This is a genomic window from Shouchella patagoniensis (assembly GCF_002019705.1).
Taxonomy (GTDB): Bacteria; Bacillota; Bacilli; order Bacillales; family Bacillaceae_D; genus Shouchella; species Shouchella patagoniensis.
In genome coordinates this window covers 1,634,736-1,652,252 of sequence record NZ_KV917377.1, presented here as the reverse complement: position 1 = coordinate 1,652,252, position 17,517 = coordinate 1,634,736, and the positions used below count along the sequence as shown (strand labels likewise).

The following is a 17,517-nucleotide window of genomic DNA, read 5'->3' as shown; positions in this document are numbered from 1 at the left end:
TGTATTCGATTCCATCTAAATGTGTAGATCAACACACCTCGTACGTTTGAAGCCAATACTTATGGTTTTACTTATCATAAAGGATAGAAATAAGTATTGGAGGAAAAAGGACATGAAAAAGAAAGTAATGATGATTATAGGCGCAACAAAAGGATTAGGAAGGGCGCTTGCCTGGCATTATGCAAAAAAGGGGTACGATTTAGCTATTACAGCAAGGACGGACAGTGATCTAACTGCTTTAAAAAGAGAGCTAGAAAAGACAGGGAATCATGTCGTTGCACTTGCTGGAGATATGTCAAATTCAGATGATGTTGAACGTTTTGTAGGAGTTGTATTTTCTATCTATAGAAAAGTAGATGTTTTAATTAATAATGCATCTATTTTTGGACCTGGTCCAGAACTATTACTGGATTATCCAAACGAAGTATTTAAAGAAGTGCTTTTGACGAATACACTCATTCCATATTTAGTGACAAAGCAAGTCCTACCAGGAATGCTTATGGAAGGTGAAGGTATTGTCATTACATTAACATCAGAGGCTGGTCAAACTGGTTTTTCAGGTTGGGGTGCGTATGGCATTTCGAAATTTGCTGTTGAAGGTCTTGTACAGACATGGGCTAATGAGTGTGCGGATACTGGAGTTCGATTTCATCTTGTTGATCCAGGAGAAATGGACACTGAGATGCATAATTTAGCAGTACCAGATTGTGATTATGAGCTAGATGCGCCGGTCCAGCGATTAGACGTATTTGATTTTTTACTTGAAACAAGTGCTATAAATGGAAGTCGAGAAGAGGCTATTGTCTATCAACAAAGGGGGGAGAATTGATGGAAGTGCCTCCTTTATTAAATGCAGATACTCCAATTGAACGCTTTGGGAAATCAAGAGAAGATGTACGCTTACTGACGTATAGTAAAAACGAAATATACCATGATGTATTTCGTAATCTTTGCTCTTATTTTCAAGTTGGTGACGTTCTTGTTTTTAATAATAGTCGCACAATACCAGCTGTAATAAAAACAGTTGAGGGAATTGAAGTACGTTTATCCCGTCAACTAACTCATCACCTATGGGATGCTCTACTACCAGAAGCTTTTTCAGGTGATTTAATCTTTGAAACGGGAGTGTCAGCTAGAGTCATTGGCGATGGTTCAGAGAAGCCCTTAAAACGAATACAGTTCACTACAAGGAATACGAGCATGTTAAACAATCTTTATTTACAAGGAGATGTTGTACGCTACGAACATTCAGCGGCTAATTGGCCACTATCCGATTATCAAACGGTATATGCTAGTCAACCAGGATCTGTGGAAATGCCCTCTGCAGGAAGAGCATTTACTTGGCGGTTGCTCAATGAATTAAAAAAAGCAGGTGTTGAGCTTGTTTTTATTACACTCCATGCAGGGTTAAGTTATTATGGGAAAGACAAATGGCCGACACCATCTCTTCATCCAGAGCCATATGTAATTAACGCTAAACAAGCACAGCTTATAAATCACGCAAAAGCAGCAGGTCGTCAGGTAATTGCGGTTGGAACAACGGTTGTCAGAGCGTTAGAATCAGCGAGTGAAAAAGGTGTAGTGGTAGCTTGTAATAAAGAAACAAATCTATATATAAAAGAAGCTTATCAATTAACTGTCGTTGATGGCATGCTAACGGGGTTTCACGAAGAAGAGGCAAGTCATATGCGTATGTTGGAAGCGTTTATTGGAAAAGATGCCGTTCATTCCGTTTATAAAGAAGCAATTGAAAGAAGCTATCTATGGCATGAATTTGGTGATATGAATCTCATTATGAAAGAGAGTGTTAGATGAAAATCCACCATATTGGAATACATGTTTCTTCTCTAGAAGAAGCATGGCGTGAATATGTCATCAAATGGGGTTTTCAAATGGTTACTGGGCTCACTATAGAAAAAGAAAAACTATTTTTTTTACGGAAAGGTGAGGTAATTGTAGAACTTGTCAACGGACCGGTTAGTACCCAGCCGATCCATCTGGCTATTTCCGTGTCTGAAACTAATGCATCTTCCTATATTGACTGTCTCTTCCAATATGAGTTTGAACTGGTAGAGACAGTCTTACTTAAAGAGAATGAAAGGTCTTTTTATTTTGCTGATAATAAAGGAAATGAAATTGAATTAGTGATGACATCAAAAAATAGCAGGTTTTGCGATCCCAGTTTGGATTGCGAATAATGCTGCTTGAGTACGGTCATTTAGTTCAAGTTTATTTAGCAAGTTGGAAACGTGGGTTTTGACCGTTTTTTCAGTGATAAACAAAGCTGATGCGATTTCCTTGTTGCTTTTACCAGTGCTAATTTCTTTTAGAACATCGAGTTCTCGCTCTGTTATACGTGCTAGTCTTTTCTCTTGCTCGTTCGAAGGGTTTGCCATATGTGAAAGAACATGTTTCATAATTCTTTGATCTAATGGTGTTTCACCACTAAGAGCTGCTTTTAACGTATGAACGAGAAGAGATGGGTCTGCATCTTTCAATTGATAGCCACAAGCACCAGCGACAAGAGCTGGGATAACAACATCCTTTTCAGAATAACTCGTCAAGATAAATACCTTTGCGTTAGGATAAGAAACGAGTATTTTTTTTGTTGCTTCAATTCCGTTCATTTTCGGCATTTCAATATCCATTAATAATAGATCAGGTTTATGTTTTTTATAAGCTTGAATAGCATCTTCCCCGTTATCTGCTTCAGCGAGGATCTGTATATCTGGGTGAGACTCAAGAAAATAAACAAGTCCTTTTCTGACTATGTGATGATCATCAGCTATTACCAGTTTCATTATGAATGACACTCCGATCATATGGGATTGTAATGCTCCATTGTGTACCTTTACCGGGTTTAGACTTAAGTGTGGCAACACCACCAAGTTCGTCTGCCCTTTTATAAATTGATGATAAACCAAACGAATAATTTGGTTTATTTTCATTAAATCCAACTCCATTATCACAGATCGTTAAACAGAGTGTTTTCTCTTGATAGTTCAATGAAATATGAACTGAATCAGACTGTGCATGTTTTTTGCAATTGTTTAATGCTTCTTGGGCGATACGGTAAAGTGCTCCTTCTATTTTTGAAGGGAGTTCTAACGGTTCAATTATTTCAACTTTTGCGTTTAGTTTAATTAAGTGAGTATATTGCGTAATTGCATAAAAAAGTCCGTTATCAAGGTCCTCCCCACGATACCCGCGAATAATAGCTTTCAACTCATTTAATGCAGCGTTTACTAGAACGCTTGTTTCTTCAAGTCTTTCTTTTGTTGTATGTTCTTTTGTCCGGAGGGTTAGTCCACCAATCGTCATATTGACAGAAAACAATAGTTGATTGACTGAATCATGAAGTTCACGTGATAAGCGCTGCCGTTCATTCATTTCAGTGAGTTCTTTTGTGGCAGCTTCTATTCTGTCTCTTTCGAAGGAAAGAGCAAGGTGTGCAGCGATATGATTGGTAATTTCAGCTTGTATGTCTGTCACTTCTCGGCTAGGAGTGAGGCGTAGATAGGTTTCTCCGGCAACACCATTAGGAAGAGTATCAGAGATAGACAGAACAAATTGAGTGAAAGGAAAAAATGTATGTATAAGGTGAAGCAAATCTTCTTTTGAACGTTTAGTTGTATGATGGAGCTCTTGTAAAAATAACCCAAGTTGACTATAAAGGTGAGCTCGATCATATTCTTTTTTGACAAGTTCTACACGTTTAATTGCAGTACCAATTTGAAGAGCGACTAATTCCAAGAGCTCTAATTCTTCATTTGCAAAATATGTTTTCCTTGGGTGGGCTATATTCAATATCCCAAGCGCCTCTTCTCCAGCATAAATGGGGATCGTTGCATGATGGGTGATGCCTGTTGTCTTCCCCCAGTTTCGTTCCTCGGCTCGCTCCAATCGTTGACACCGTAACATATTTACAGCGCTGTTTAGCTTTCCGTGAAGAAAATCTGTTTTACACCAACAACCTCCTGCTTTTAATGGAGCGCAATCATCACGTGCTAGTGCTGGGGGGAGTCCAGCATGAGCATAAAGATGGTGCATGCCGCTACGGTCAATTAAAAAAATCCAGCCACTTGAAAAGTCTGTTTCATCTAAAAGAGATTCGAGGACTAGCTGTAGCATAGTAGAAAGGTCCGTTTCCACATTTAGCGTTTTAGAAATAGTCTTAATCGTTCCTAATCTACCCATGAATTAGTCTCCTTTTTTAAATAGACTTTAGTGTTAATTCAATCACTTCGGGACGGTTAAAAAGACGAAGTGGGAATAAGCTATTTCCGAGTCCACGGCTGACAATCATTGTGGTATATTCCGCATCATGAAGTCCTTCAGAAAATTCCGGGAAAAGCCCTTGACCTGGAGACAAGATTCCTCCGATAAGGGGCAATCGAATTTGGCCGCCGTGTGCATGTCCTGTAAATACTAAATCTATTTTTGCTTCTTTATATGCAGAGAACGTCTCTGGTCGGTGAGATAAAAGAATTTGATACTGTTCTTTATCGAATTGAACTGTGTTTAAGGCTGCTGTTGTAAACTCAACTGGTGCATAATCTTGATTACTGTCAGGATCATCGATGCCAATTAGTTCGATTGCTGCATCATCTTTGAAGATTGTAGTTGCTTGATTACGTAATACTTCAACACCAATCGATTCTAACTTCTCTTGTAGTTCTTCGACAATGCCTAAGCGCCATTCATGGTTTCCGGTTACATAGTATACTGGAGCTATGTTGACAAGTTGTTCCATCAAAAAGACGCCTTCTCCATTGTTTGGAGTATAGGAATCAATTAAATCTCCTGTTACAAACACAGCATCAGGCTCTTTAGCTTGAACGGAAGATAAAAGTCGATGGTTAGATTCACCGAATTCTTTGCTATGAAGGTCAGACAGTTGAATAATTGTAAAATCATTAAATTCTGGCGGGATATTTGCAGACTCAACTGTGTAAGATGTTTGAACAAGCCAATTATTTTGAGCATAAAAAAAGACGATAGCAGCGGCAAAAAAAGCAGTACTTATAATGATCGTTTTGCGAGTAAACAAATAGCACGTCTCCCTTTTGCGGTAGTAAATCTAGTTTAGCATAGAGGTGAGAAGCTGAACATTCCGAAGTGAATGAGCAATTGCTTAGTAAAATATACGTTGATTAATACTGTTAAACATTCAGTATGATTGTGATTCACGAACGATCGTTAAGTCCTACATATTTCAAACATTGTAAATGCAATGTAAAGAGTCTGTGTGAAAGAGTGGATTGTATTGAATACTTATATCCAATAGCTTATAGTGAAAATTAATTAAAGCAACGTCCCAAAGGGGAGTAGCATAAAAGCAGCTGTCGTCATTACAGGAGAAATCCTCGGCACTGCTGGCAGCAAATCTTTGCTGCTTGCGAGACCTTTGTCCAAACTGGGCAAAGGTCTCGTTTTTTTTCGAGCTTTTGCCGCAGTTACCTGAGAAAAAGGAGGAAATCTGTGTGTCAAAGTTAACAAAATTAATGAAATCAAAAGCAATACGTGAAGGTCTAAAACAAGCCCAAAAACATGTTGTTCCATTTGTGAAAAAAGAACTGGTCAAACGAAAGCAACAGAAGAAGAGATGATTGTGGAATTAAAAGAAGACTACACCGAATTTGTCACAGAGATTGTTTTTGAAAATAAGGGTGGAAAAACAAACCTGGTAAACGTTCCTGAAGAATTAGTGCTTATTGGTAAAGGCAGAAGCGCTTATGTTTTTAAAATAAAAGATGTGAATATGGCGATAAAAGTGTTTTATCCTCCATTTGAACATATTGCTCAAGATGAAGCACGGAATTATAAAAAAGTAAAGGGAATACCTTATTACCCTTCTGTTTATATGAGTGGTAAAAACTATATAGTTATGGATTATATTGAGGGAAAGACATTTTACCAATGCTTAATTGAAGGCGTGAGATTAACAGAAAATCATGTGAATCAAGTAAATGAGGCTTTAAATGCAGCAAGAAATAAGGGCTTAAATCCATCAGACGTTCATCTGCATAATCTACTAGTAACTAAGGATAATAAAGTGCACATCATTGACATTGCACGTTTTTCACAGAGGAAAGATTGTTCCCAATGGGATGATTTAAAAAAGGGGTATCTTACTCACTATCATCGTTTCTACTTTCCTAAGAAAGTTCCAAGATGGCTAATGAATGTGGTAGCTAAAATATACCAATCTATAAAAAAATAGAGCAGCTATGACAAGCGTGCTCTATTTTTTTTCTTTTAATTCTTCAATATCAGGAGATCCAAGGGAATGGTTCCAGTTAACCAGTTCAATTGTTTCGCGATTTAATGTTTGATGTATGGCTTCGGCCAGTGTCGTTTCCTGAAGGGAAGAGCGGTAAGATTTCTCGGCTTTTAAAAAAATTCTTTCAAGTCTTTCGGACCCTGCTTCCGCTGCTGTTGTTTCTGGAAATACCCTTTGGATCAACCCTTCAGTTTGTAAAAAAGGTTTATCGCTTTCGATTGCATCAAGTATATCAAGCATTGTAATCGAATTTGGAGATCGAGCAAGAGAAAATCCACCACTGTTTCCAGGGACACTTGTAATTAAGCGGCTAATAACAAGTTTTCGCATGACTTTTTTTAAATATGAAGGAGAAACATGTAGTCTTGTAGAAATGGTCTCACTTTTGACATGTTGTTTGTCAGATTGAGTAGCAAGAATAACGAGAATACAAACTGCTTGCTCTACCCCGCTTTTTATTTTCATTTAATCTCTCCCCTACAATAAGTTCTCTTAATTTACTATAAGATGAACACGTTTAGAAAAGCAAATGGTTTTACCTCTATGAAAATATGTTAAATTACTAATAAGTAAGTTGCTTTTGAAGAAGGGAGTTTTGAATGATGCTTACGTTTATTGGCTGCGGTAGTGCTTTTCATACAGATTTAGGGAATAATGGAGCTTTTTTTAAAGCGGATAATGAGTTGTTTATGATTGATTGTGGGAGTGCAACATTCCATCGGTTAGTTGACTATCAAGTTCTTAATAAAGTCACTCAAATATCTGTATTAATAACTCATCTCCATCCTGACCATATCGGTTCATTAGGAGATTTAATTTTTTATTCTTATTTCAAGATGGTACCAACGTTTAAGGCAAAACTCACAGTACTTGCACCGAAAGATGTTTTAGTAGAGGCAAAGTCATTAATGAGAAAAATGGGCGTCGAAGATCAACAAGTCAACTGGTTAGAGATTGGTGAAGGTGGAAAATTTGGTCCTTATGACGTCACGCCAGTTTGTGTAAGTCACGCAGATCAGTTGAATTGTTATGGTTATGAATTTAAATCAAAAAATGAGTACATGTACTATAGCGGAGATGCCAATCTGATTCCGCAAGCAATTTTGCGAAAGTTAATAAACAATGAATACGATCTTTTTTTTCAAGATACATCTTGGGCTGATTACCCAGGTAATGTACACATGTCGTTGAGAGAATTAACAGAAGTGGTTCCTAATGATGCACGCACAACTGTGTGTTGTATGCATTTGGATAATGGATTTGATTTAGCTGAAGCAAGAGCGAGAGGTTTTCAAGTTGCAACAGATTTCCTTATTTCTACTCAAGAGTGAATTTTTCATAAAAGACAAAATGACAGCCTTTATTTCTGGTTGTCATTTTGTGTGTCATAGAAATCAAAAGAATAATGACCGGTACGAAAGCTACCATCGGTGTATTGTATGACTCCTTCATGAATTTCTTCATTCGTAACGGGATCGATCACAGTTATCTTGGCTAATTCGTTGCTCAAGTTGTTAACAGCAGTGATGAAATAGAGAAAACCGTTCGCTTGTTTTACTGTTATTATATCTTCATTTCTCAGAAGGGTTTCGTGCATATCAGATGCTTTTCCTTCCCTAAGATCAATCATTAAATACCGTACATTCGCAACTTTTTTATCATATAGATGTTCGATAAAGATAACTTGCTCACCATCTTGAAATGCGCTAAAAGAAGAGTTCGCCCCTTCTTTTATTTTCGATCCAAGATCAAGCGTTTTCGTTTCAGTAGAATCATAGGAATAAAAATTAAGCTCATTTGTATCCGTCTCCCAACCATAAACAGACCAAGCTGCATAGGAGGAAGGGCTAAAATAAAAGCTGTCACTAATAATAGTAATATATTTATCATCATTATTTGGAAGAGTATAAAGAATTTGCTGATCTGTTAAGGAATGTGTTGAATTATTAATTTCATATAAAACAAGTTCAGTACTAGATCGTGTACTTTGTTCTACGAGGAGAAGCAATGTATCTCCTCTCATCTGCATGTCGACGATAAAGGAATAATAATGGTCGAAATCGATGGGTGTAGTAAAGGAAAGTGTCTTTCCTGTTTCTCGTTCAAGCCAGCTAACAGAAAGATCATTTGTTTTGGTACCATAAGTAAAAGAGTTTGGTAAATTGGCAGATACAATAAATGTATCATCGATATAAAATGAGTGTTCATGCCGTTTTCCTCGAAAAAAAGCACGGTGATCAGCCGATAATTCATCTAATACCGGATCTGAAAATGTATCCAATTTCCTCAGACCAGATAAGAATTGGTCCTTCTCATTGAATAAATAAAAGGGTTCGCTAGATCCTTGTTGATGAGCATAACCTTCAATCGTTAGATTTTCAAAAACACTTGTTGAGCCAGCTAAAGTGACATAAACGTATGGGGGCTCTTCCATAGAGTCTTGAGTCATAGCGGTAATCGCATGCCAAGTAAAAACAATAAAGAGAAAGAAGATGAGTGAAAAACTATACAAAAAACGTCTCATTGCTTCCTAGGCCCCTTCCTATACAGTAATTTTTTTTACGAGTAAATAAAAAGATAGAACGATTGCGAGTGCACTAAAGAGCAAGCAAAGAATTAGGGTTACAACATAAAGCTCTGAGAGGTATAAAAAGCGATTCAAAAACAAAAGTAATGCAATAGAAATCCCACCAACCGTAGCTAAATAAGCAATAGCAATAAAAATCCCTTTTAAACGAAAGGAGCGTTCTAACAAAACGATTAGAAAAAGTGAAAATAATAAAAGCGCAAGCAGGGAAATTGTGAGACTTGCTTGAACCTCCATAGAAAATGCGGGACCAAATAACCAATTTGCTGAATATAAAAGAGAAAAAGAAGCAGGTTCAATTAATTGATTTGGTAAATTCATAGTTAGTAACTGCGTCTGAAGTGGAATAAATACAAGCTGCGAAGCAACAAGTGCAAGCAGCATCACCACGATGGCACTGAATTTAGCAGAGTAAATGGTCATTCGATGAACCGGCATAAGCAAAAGTCGATAAATAAATAGGTGTTTCCCAAACCAATCTCTATACCAAATAAATAGGGAATACCCAATAGTTGTTGCGAAAATAAGCAAAAACGAACCTATATAAAAGGGGGAAGTGTTGGCTAGTGAAAAAAGTGAGATGGGTCCCCAATCGAGAGCAAAGGTCTCAATCGTCCCGCCACTTCGTAATTCCTCTGAAAGAAATTTATAAAGACGACGTTGATAGAAAAAAACGAGCGTAAATTGAATTAAAGCAAATAGACCAATAGCGCTAAGGAAAAAAGGCATAACACGTCTCAATTCAAAGTGTGTTAGTTTAAGGTAGTTCAAGGCTGATACACCTCACGCATAACGTCTTCTATCGATTTCCCTTCTTGAAGCCGCATATCCTCTGTTTTAAATTCCTTCAGTATGACCCCTTCATCTAGAAAAACCGCTTTGTCAATTAAGTGTTCAATGTCTTTAATTTCATGAGTTGTTATTAGGACACCACGATCTTCTAAGAATCCGCTTGAAAATAAATTAGTAATTTGCTCTCTACTAAAAATGTCAATGCCGGAAAAGGGTTCATCCATTAGGATATAGCGCACGTCCAAGGAGAGTCCGAGAAGTAAATTTACCTTTGCGGTGTTCCCTTTTGATAAATCGCCAATTTTAGTCCTGCGATCTAATTTAAAAAATAGTAAAAGTTCTTCTGCTCGTTCATTATTCCAACTCTTATAGAAATCATCCATAAAGATAATAGCATCATTAATCGTCATTGAAGGTGGCATAGGAATGGCGTCAGGAATAAACGTAATTAACTCATAACTTTTTGGTTTAAGAGGTTCTCCATCAATTGTAATTGTTCCCCCACTCTTAGGAGTTAAGTTCGTAATGATTTTTAAGATTGTGGTTTTACCAACACCGTTAATTCCTATTAAACACGTAATTTCTCCAGGGAGAGCTGTAAAAGATACATCGTGGAGTACTTTTTTCCGACCATACTTTTTTGAGACGCCTTTTACTTTAATCATATTAATTATCCTCCTTATTGTAACGCTGTTTCATCAAGTCAATGACCTCATCTAGTGGAACGTTGATACTACGAATGGACTGCACAAATGTATCAATAGACTCATGAATAAGTTCGGATCGAATCGCGTCGAGTATATCTTGATCAAATGTGATACGGCTTGGTTTGTTTCGTTCAGTATGGATCAACAATGCCTCCTCCATTTCTTTATAAGCTCTTTGTGCAGTGTTAGGGTTAATTTTTAAAAGAGCGCCAAGTTCGCGCCGGGAGGGAATTTCCTCTCCGGCGATAAGTTGACCAGTTGCAATTTGTTCTTTAAAGTATCGAATCACTTGTATATAAACAGGCTCACGGTTATTAAACTGAATTTTCATCGTGTTGCTCCCTTCTCGTCTACATGCTCTTTAAAACTTGGAATGAGAAGTGGACATTTTCTTGCGATGGTCTCATTTCCCCTGTATAGAGTATTTCTTCATCATTAAGACCAACGGTATAAAGTGTATATCTTACTTCTGAATCAATAGCTGTTTCTTTATTAGCAAGAATATAGAGCAATTGTTCGTTGACGTGAAAAAGCTGAATAGAATCATCTGCAAATTGAATTGGTGAAGGAAAAGTTGCTACAAGCTCAAGTTGTTCTGGTGTTTGTTTTTCCCATTCATATAAGGTAATCGTTTCAGTATCATATGAAATAAATTGCAGAGCCTGTTCATTTTCAGCGATTTGAAAAGGTCGTTGTGACTCGTAATCCAGTGTTGTGATTGTCGCATTTTCAAGGTCAATGGTGGCGTAATGAATAACTGCATCCGCCTCATTTGTTATCGTTACTACGGCTGTGTCGTGCAAAGAAAATAAATCAATTGAGCTTATTGTTGCTGATGAAGAATCATCTAGCAACAAGTCATCAAGAAATACCGTTTCGGTGACCGTATTCGTTTTCAAGTCGACAGCGTAATAGACAGATCTTTCTTCAGTTTCATGAATATCATTCTGTTCGTTATAGAAGTGAGAAGAAAGAGATGCGGTAAAGAACAATGTATCATTCTTTATGTATCCTTCTCCAAACCAACTGTAATCCACATCATTTGGGCTCTTTATCTGTAGACTGCTTTTTTTATTGTTATCTGCAGAAAAACTTGTTACGACCGTTTGATTTGAGCGGGTAATAGGATCATATTCCTCATGAACAACGGCTATAAAGTTTTCATCTTCAGCAACGAGCTGTTGCGAATTGTGAATACCCCGAAATAATGAGCGGTTTTTAAATATAATTCGATCAAGCTCGGGTTGTCCTGTCGAATCGTACCGTTCTAAAATCGAAAGTGGATCACTGTATTGAATCGTGCCACCCGGGGCTTCGAATAAGTAAGAGTTAGCCAGAGAGTTATATTGTTGTATTGATCCAGAAAAATATAAGTCATTTAAATAACTGCTGTTTCCATTTATTGTAGTCCACTCAAAAGGCTCTTTTTCAAGCTTTGTTTCTGTCCCTAGGTGAACATAAAATAAGGAGATAATGACAGACAAAGTAGCGAAAAAAGCGAATAGGAAACCGTATCGTTTGAAGATCATTATACTGTCACCTTCTTCTGTAAGAAATAAATACTTAACCAAATGGACAAAACAAGGATGATAACACCGGTCGCTGCTATAACTAAAAGTGTTTCAGAGAAAAAGAAATAGGTTGAACTCATTTCTAGAATACTTATAAACACCGTAAATATGAACGCTAAGTACATCGCGCCAAACACCAACCCTTTTATTCGAAAGCTACGTTCTAATAAAATTGCTGTAAAGACAACGCTTAAAAAAGTGAAACCAAGCCCATATACAAGGACAAAAAATAATGGGGTTGATGGGAGAAAAATACTAAAAGGTCCTCCGTATTGAATGACAGAAGTTACAGAGAGAGAATGATAAAAAAAGTTCGTAGGAATAATGGACGTTGCTATAGAGACTCCTGCAATTATTAAAAGAATTTGAAGTGAGAGCAATCCAAGTACAAGGGAGAATATCGTTATTAACTTAGCAAAATAAAGTGAGGCTCTGTTTGTTGGTAGCATGAGAAGGCGATAAATAACTGTGTTTTTACCAAACCAATCTCGATACCAAATTAGCAACATATAGATAAGTAGTACAGCGATCGATAACATAATGGAACCAATAATCGGTAATGAATTAAACAATTCAGCGCCATCAAAGGAATAATCTCGACCGAGTTGATCAAGGGTTAACCCTTGTTGTTTGGCAGACGCTTCTAAGTTAGCTACTCTATTGCGAGAAGCTATCCAAATAGAGACCAATTGCATTACGGTTACAAGCAAAACTAATAAAACATAAGCCTTCCAAATGCGTTTCATTTCAAAGTGAAGCAATTTGATAAAAGACATTCGATCCCTCCATCTGTGTATGTATTATGCGATTCATACAGTCTATATGTATGTACTATATGGTTCATACACTTGTTTGTCAACAAGTATTTTGACAACTAGTTTATTCGAATGAAAACAACGGGAAAATCATATATTTACATGAAGAGGTTTTAACTAATTAAAAAGCGGGAATCTTACTACTACTGAATTTGCCCAACCTTGTTTTTGTAAAATTTCGTAGGCAAGGGGTATAAATTGTCGTACACTAAGAGTACTATCTTCACTGATGCGACAACACGATAATGGACGACAAGACATCGCTCTCATGGGAATGAATAGGAGGGAGGCTGTTTTGGGAGGGCAACGAGCAATCGTTAAAAAACAGCTGAAAGAATGAGCAGAGTTCAGAGAGAAGATCGAACAAATGCATTTAGAACAAAAGAGCATAGTAATGTAGCGATTTTTGTTGACTATGATAATGTTTATTGGACATTAATGAACCGTTATAATCATAATCCAAACCACGAGACAGAAGAAAAGAATTTGTTTAATTGTTTGTGGGACAGATACGGACAAAACCAAGTAAGAACATTCCGTGCTTATGCTGATTTTCAACGTATTCGCTCCAGTTTAACAGATTTGCAAAAACAGCGCGTTCAGATTCGCCATGTATATTCAAATGATAAAGAAGGCGATTCACGAAAAAATTCATCTGACATTGAGTTATGTATTGATGCAATTGAGAGTACTTATAAAGATGAGAACATTTCTTGTTATGTATTTGTTACTGCTGACAGTGATATGGTTCCTATTATGAGTAGGTTAATGTATAAAGGAAAACGAGTAGAACTATATTATCTTTCAGAAGCAGCTCCAAAGCATACCGATATTACCAATTACTCTCATTATAGCGAAGATTTGCGAGAGTTCTTACAACTAGAAATAAAAGAATATCATCTGGAATCTTATAAAATTGATGCACTTCGGTTTATCGACGAATGGGAAAATCGATTTGGCTCTGAAAATGAATTGTATTTAGGAGCTCCATGGCTTAGAAACCAATTTTCTATTAAATTTGGTATTCCGGCAAATTCTGCTAGTGAACTAATTGATTTATTGAAAGTGGAGAAGCTAATTGGATCTGAGAATAAAGAACTAAAAAACGGAGATGTCAAACCAAGTCTGGCGTTAACAGAACAAGGGCGCAATTGGATTGCACCCTTATCTAGAGCGTAATTTAGAGAAATAGAGGAATGTTTGTCGAATCTTAAGGGTTGACTTGTAGATAAGTCTCTCATATTATAGTGGTAGACAAATGATTCGTTATTATTCGCTAAAACATTAATGCGTTAGACAAATTCGTTATGAGAGGCAAGGACATACCTTGTCTCTTTTTATATGCCTTCTTTTCTCTATTATTTATCTGATTCCCAAATCTGCAGAATTTAAACCTCGAAAAAAATATATTGTCAAAAAAACTGTCATTCTGTTTTTAGGGACAGTTTTTTATTTTCAAAAAATACTGTTCAATGTTTTAATCATCTGGTATATTTGTTATGACATTATGTATTTGTAGCATACGTATTATTTGTTTTGAGAACTCTTCATGCATCATTTCATTTAGAAAGCGCTTTATTTAATCGGCTTTTTTATTCTTACTGAATTTCTGTTAGAAAAATTGGTGGTTTTAGATAGTAGATGGAATGGAGTTAAAGGACAAGGAATAGACTTTTATTACACATTATTCAGTTATATTAAGGGAGAGGGAATCGTTATGGAGGAAAGGCAACGAAGAAAGTTAGGACAATTATTTGTTTTTGGTTTTAATGGAACAACTGTCACTCCAGGTATTAAGCAAATGATTCAAGAGCATTTCATCGGAAATATCATCCTTTTTAGTCGGAATATTAAAAATAAAAAGCAGTTATTTGAACTAACCACACAATTGCAGCAACTAGCAAAAGAGGCAGGTCACGAAAGGCCACTTGCCATATGTATAGACCAGGAGAATGGAGCAGTTAGGAGACTAGGTGATGATACAACAACGCTCCCAGGGGCGATGTTGCTTGGTGCTACAAGTGAGCCTCTATATGCAAATGAAGTTGGGAAACTAACTGCGAAAGAAATGAGAGCCCTAGGTGTGAATTGGAATTTAGCTCCTGTTGTTGATGTTAACAATAATCCAGAGAATCCAGTAATTGGCGTGCGTTCCTTTGGAGAAGACCCAGAAAAAGTAGCGTCTTTTTCTCAAGCAATGATGAAAGGAATGCAAAGCGAAGGTGTAATGACGACGCTAAAACACTTTCCAGGTCACGGAGATACGAATGTGGATTCGCATCATGCATTGCCGATTATCACCCATTCGAGGAAACGTTTATTTGAGGTAGAGCTTGTACCATTTCAAGCTTGTATGAAAGCCGGAGCAGATATGATCATGAGCGCTCATGTTGTTTTTCCCGCATTCGAGTCTAATTCAACGTTACCCGCAACATTGTCAAAACAAGTTATTAAAGACTTGTTACGTGAAACATTAGGATTTGATGGTGTAGTCGTGACCGATTGTCTTGAAATGGATGCGATTGCTGGAACAGTTGGTACTGCACAAGGTGCATTACAAGCATTTCAAGCCGGAGTCGATTTATTAATGGTTTCTCATCGATTCGAACGACAACAAGAGACCGTTGATGTATTTACAAAGGAAATTAGTAAGGACCAGTCTTTAGATGATCGGTTAGAAGACTCCTACAAGCGTGTAATTCAGATGAAAGACCGCTACCTGTCATGGGCTCAACTTCCACAAGTGAAAGATATTGATAAAGTTGGATCGCTTGAAAATAAGGGAAGAGCTGCAGCTATTTACGAGAAGGGAATTACGGCAATTGGAGACAGAAGGTTAGACGAGTCTAAACCAGTGCTTGTCTTTTATCCGGAAAAATCAAAGCAAAGTTTAGCAGAAGATCCACGAAAAAATGAAAGGCCAATTGAAGCCGTCCTCGATTCACAACTTGCAGAATTCGTACCCATTAATAAGGGCGAATTATTAGATCATTACCTCGCTATTGCTGCATCGTATGAGCAAATTATAATGGCATCTAGATCAATAGAAGAGGGATCGTTTCAACAAGTGTTTATAAAAGAATTAGTGAGGCAAGGTCACGAACCAATTGTAATAGGAACTCAAAATCCATATGATTACGGATTTATTCCGAAAAACCTTACATATGTTTCTACATATGAACATACAGAGTCTGCTATTAAGGCCGCATTTAATTTCTTATATGAAAAGGCTGAAGCTTACGGGGACTTCCCAGTTACTACGCATCGTGAGGGAGGTGGTGTTGGCATTTAGATACGGCATGGCAATATATATTATCGTTTAAGGGGGAAATAAGAAATGAAGAAATGGCTTCTATATTCTGCGACAACTGGTGCAATGATCTTTACTTTAGCAGCTTGTGGTGGCGGAGATAGTGACGGTGGCTCGCAACAGAGTTCAGGTGGAAATGGTAATAGTGGTTCTGAAGAACAAGATGTCGTCACGGTGTGGACGTACCCTGTACATGGGGACTATGAAGGTGAGCTTCAGGAGTCTATCGCAGAATTCGAAGATGAGAATCCTACTATTAAAGTGGAGTATGAAATTTTATCGTGGGCAGAAGGATTACAAAAGTTTGATATTGCATTAAATACTGGAACTCCTCCGGATCTTTATTTCGGACGTCCTCTTGGAAAATATAAAGAAACACAATTATTAGTAGATATTGACGATAAACTTAACATCAATTTAAGCGATTATGATGATATTGCTCTTGATCATATGAGATTAGAAGGTTCACTTTATGGGTTACCACTTTATCAGTATCTACATGTTTGGGGTGGAAATAAAGCTCTGTTAGAGGAATATGGTGTTGATTATAAAAAAATCCAATCGGAAGGTTGGACGTGGGATGAATTTTACGAGCTTGCTTCAATTGGCGAGCAAGAAAACAATAATGGAGAACCACAATATGGGTTTGTCTTCCAAGGTGTTGATGAAGAATTACTAGACCACCTTGCAAGAAACAACGGCATTCCTTATCGAATGACGGAAGAGGGAATCGAATGGGATGATGAAAAGATACTAGAAGCGATGGAGTTTATTGTGAAGCTTCGCGATGATGGTATCATGCCTTCTGAAACCGCAGCGATTGATGCGACGAAACGCCAAGAAATGTTTTATAACTATCAAGCACTGTTCTTTGGTAGAGCAATTCCCTACTCAGAACCAATGGTAGAAACGCGTAATGAAGAAATTAGAAATGGTGAAACTGAAGGTGAAGAGCTGGAGTTCGTTATTTTACCAATTCCGCATAATGAAGGAGCGGAAGAGGTTGCACAAGGTGGGTCTGAAGGGTATTTGCTCTTTACTCAACGTAATGCCACAGATGAACATGTTGCTAATAGCGTAAAAGTACTTGAACATCTAGCCGGTTCAGATGCAATTGGAATGACTTCATCTGCACTTGCGTTGCCGATTGTTCATGCGCAAGCAGCAAATGATTATGATTTACCATTGTCGGAAGAGAATGAATTGGCTGCTCAACGTCTGGCTGGAAATGTACTCCCTCCAAACACAATTAATAGTGAATTAGCTGCAAAAGATGACATGTTTAAGACTCAAGTTGTTGTACCTACATTTCAAGGGCTAATTAGCGGAGAATTGACGCCTCAAGAAGCACTCGACAAGTTTAAAACTGAGGCGGAGTCTGGGCAGTTTAAACCTTAATACTGTAGACAATTATGATGAATAGAAGAGGGGAGGCCTCCTCTTCTATCTCAA

At 37.3% G+C, this 17,517-nt stretch carries 19 protein-coding genes; 9 read left to right on the top strand and 10 right to left on the bottom strand.

What is annotated here, in order from left to right; genetic code table 11:
* Positions 1-112: 112 nt before the first annotated feature.
* The 3 genes from BK584_RS08900 to BK584_RS08890 are packed head-to-tail and all read left to right on the top strand — an operon-like array spanning position 113 to position 2,198.
* Complete coding sequence (locus BK584_RS08900) at positions 113-829, top strand: SDR family NAD(P)-dependent oxidoreductase (RefSeq protein WP_078392278.1); 717 nt, start codon at positions 113-115, stop codon at positions 827-829.
* Entirely contained in the window at positions 829-1,815 is a 987-nt protein-coding gene (locus BK584_RS08895; RefSeq protein ID WP_078392277.1) for an S-adenosylmethionine:tRNA ribosyltransferase-isomerase, read from the top strand. The genes BK584_RS08900 and BK584_RS08895 overlap by 1 nt, the downstream gene beginning before the upstream one ends.
* On the top strand, positions 1,812-2,198 hold the full coding sequence (locus BK584_RS08890; protein WP_078392276.1) for a VOC family protein: 387 nt from the start codon (positions 1,812-1,814) through the stop codon (positions 2,196-2,198). Before BK584_RS08895 ends, BK584_RS08890 begins: the two co-directional genes overlap by 4 nt.
* Here BK584_RS08890 and BK584_RS08885 read toward each other — a convergent pair.
* From BK584_RS08885 to BK584_RS08875, 3 genes are read right to left on the bottom strand one after another with little or no spacing between them, the layout of a single operon-like run.
* Entirely contained in the window at positions 2,154-2,801 is a 648-nt protein-coding gene (locus BK584_RS08885) for a response regulator (RefSeq protein ID WP_078392275.1), read from the bottom strand. The two genes, BK584_RS08890 and BK584_RS08885, sit on opposite strands and share 45 nt — an antisense overlap.
* Positions 2,782-4,197, bottom strand: coding sequence for a GAF domain-containing sensor histidine kinase (locus tag BK584_RS08880; RefSeq protein ID WP_078392274.1), 1,416 nt, complete (start codon positions 4,195-4,197; stop codon positions 2,782-2,784). The genes BK584_RS08885 and BK584_RS08880 overlap by 20 nt, the downstream gene beginning before the upstream one ends.
* Positions 4,198-4,213: 16 nt before the next feature.
* On the bottom strand, positions 4,214-5,050 hold the full coding sequence (locus BK584_RS08875; protein WP_245808820.1) for a metallophosphoesterase: 837 nt from the start codon (positions 5,048-5,050) through the stop codon (positions 4,214-4,216).
* A 433-nt stretch (positions 5,051-5,483) separates the two neighbouring features.
* Between BK584_RS08875 and BK584_RS25335 the strand changes: the two genes are divergently transcribed.
* Together BK584_RS25335 and BK584_RS08870 are read left to right on the top strand one after the other, a co-directional pair.
* Positions 5,484-5,609 carry a hypothetical protein gene (locus BK584_RS25335; protein ID WP_281255741.1) on the top strand — a complete coding sequence of 42 codons (126 nt, stop codon included), beginning with the start codon at positions 5,484-5,486 and terminating at the stop codon, positions 5,607-5,609.
* A 2-nt stretch (positions 5,610-5,611) separates the two neighbouring features.
* Complete coding sequence (locus BK584_RS08870; protein WP_169871149.1) at positions 5,612-6,223, top strand: RIO1 family regulatory kinase/ATPase domain-containing protein; 612 nt, start codon at positions 5,612-5,614, stop codon at positions 6,221-6,223.
* 21 nt (positions 6,224-6,244) lie between these two features.
* Here BK584_RS08870 and BK584_RS08865 read toward each other — a convergent pair whose 3' ends face one another.
* Positions 6,245-6,748, bottom strand: coding sequence for an RrF2 family transcriptional regulator (locus tag BK584_RS08865; protein ID WP_078392273.1), 504 nt, complete (start codon positions 6,746-6,748; stop codon positions 6,245-6,247).
* 134 nt (positions 6,749-6,882) lie between these two features.
* Between BK584_RS08865 and BK584_RS08860 the strand changes: the two genes are divergently transcribed.
* The gene (locus BK584_RS08860) at positions 6,883-7,614 is read left to right on the top strand and encodes an MBL fold metallo-hydrolase (protein WP_078392272.1); all 732 of its coding nucleotides are present in this window, start codon (positions 6,883-6,885) and stop codon (positions 7,612-7,614) included.
* 29 nt (positions 7,615-7,643) lie between these two features.
* Here BK584_RS08860 and BK584_RS08855 read toward each other — a convergent pair whose 3' ends face one another.
* The 6 genes from BK584_RS08855 to BK584_RS08830 are packed head-to-tail and all read right to left on the bottom strand — an operon-like array spanning position 7,644 to position 12,716.
* Positions 7,644-8,807 carry a hypothetical protein gene (locus BK584_RS08855; protein WP_078392271.1) on the bottom strand — a complete coding sequence of 388 codons (1,164 nt, stop codon included), beginning with the start codon at positions 8,805-8,807 and terminating at the stop codon, positions 7,644-7,646.
* An 18-nt stretch (positions 8,808-8,825) separates the two neighbouring features.
* A complete protein-coding gene (locus BK584_RS08850; RefSeq protein ID WP_078392270.1) occupies positions 8,826-9,641 on the bottom strand; it encodes a hypothetical protein in 816 nt (271 codons plus the stop codon).
* Complete coding sequence (locus tag BK584_RS08845) at positions 9,638-10,327, bottom strand: ABC transporter ATP-binding protein (protein ID WP_078392269.1); 690 nt, start codon at positions 10,325-10,327, stop codon at positions 9,638-9,640. The genes BK584_RS08850 and BK584_RS08845 overlap by 4 nt, the downstream gene beginning before the upstream one ends.
* A gap of 1 nt (position 10,328) precedes the next feature.
* The gene (locus BK584_RS08840) at positions 10,329-10,700 is read right to left on the bottom strand and encodes a GntR family transcriptional regulator (protein ID WP_078392268.1); all 372 of its coding nucleotides are present in this window, start codon (positions 10,698-10,700) and stop codon (positions 10,329-10,331) included.
* 19 nt (positions 10,701-10,719) lie between these two features.
* The gene (locus BK584_RS08835; protein ID WP_078392267.1) at positions 10,720-11,898 is read right to left on the bottom strand and encodes a hypothetical protein; all 1,179 of its coding nucleotides are present in this window, start codon (positions 11,896-11,898) and stop codon (positions 10,720-10,722) included.
* Entirely contained in the window at positions 11,898-12,716 is an 819-nt protein-coding gene (locus tag BK584_RS08830; protein WP_078392266.1) for a hypothetical protein, read from the bottom strand. The genes BK584_RS08835 and BK584_RS08830 overlap by 1 nt, the downstream gene beginning before the upstream one ends.
* A gap of 375 nt (positions 12,717-13,091) precedes the next feature.
* Here BK584_RS08830 and BK584_RS08825 point away from each other — a divergent pair, with 375 nt between their 5' ends.
* The 3 genes from BK584_RS08825 to BK584_RS08815 all read left to right on the top strand — a co-directional run bounded on the left by BK584_RS08825 (position 13,092) and on the right by BK584_RS08815 (position 17,463).
* Positions 13,092-13,934, top strand: coding sequence for an NYN domain-containing protein (locus tag BK584_RS08825; protein WP_078392265.1), 843 nt, complete (start codon positions 13,092-13,094; stop codon positions 13,932-13,934).
* A gap of 538 nt (positions 13,935-14,472) precedes the next feature.
* Positions 14,473-16,047, top strand: coding sequence for a beta-N-acetylhexosaminidase (gene nagZ / locus BK584_RS08820; protein ID WP_078392264.1), 1,575 nt, complete (start codon positions 14,473-14,475; stop codon positions 16,045-16,047).
* A 45-nt stretch (positions 16,048-16,092) separates the two neighbouring features.
* Complete coding sequence (locus BK584_RS08815) at positions 16,093-17,463, top strand: ABC transporter substrate-binding protein (RefSeq protein WP_078392263.1); 1,371 nt, start codon at positions 16,093-16,095, stop codon at positions 17,461-17,463.
* Positions 17,464-17,517: the final 54 nt, after the last annotated feature.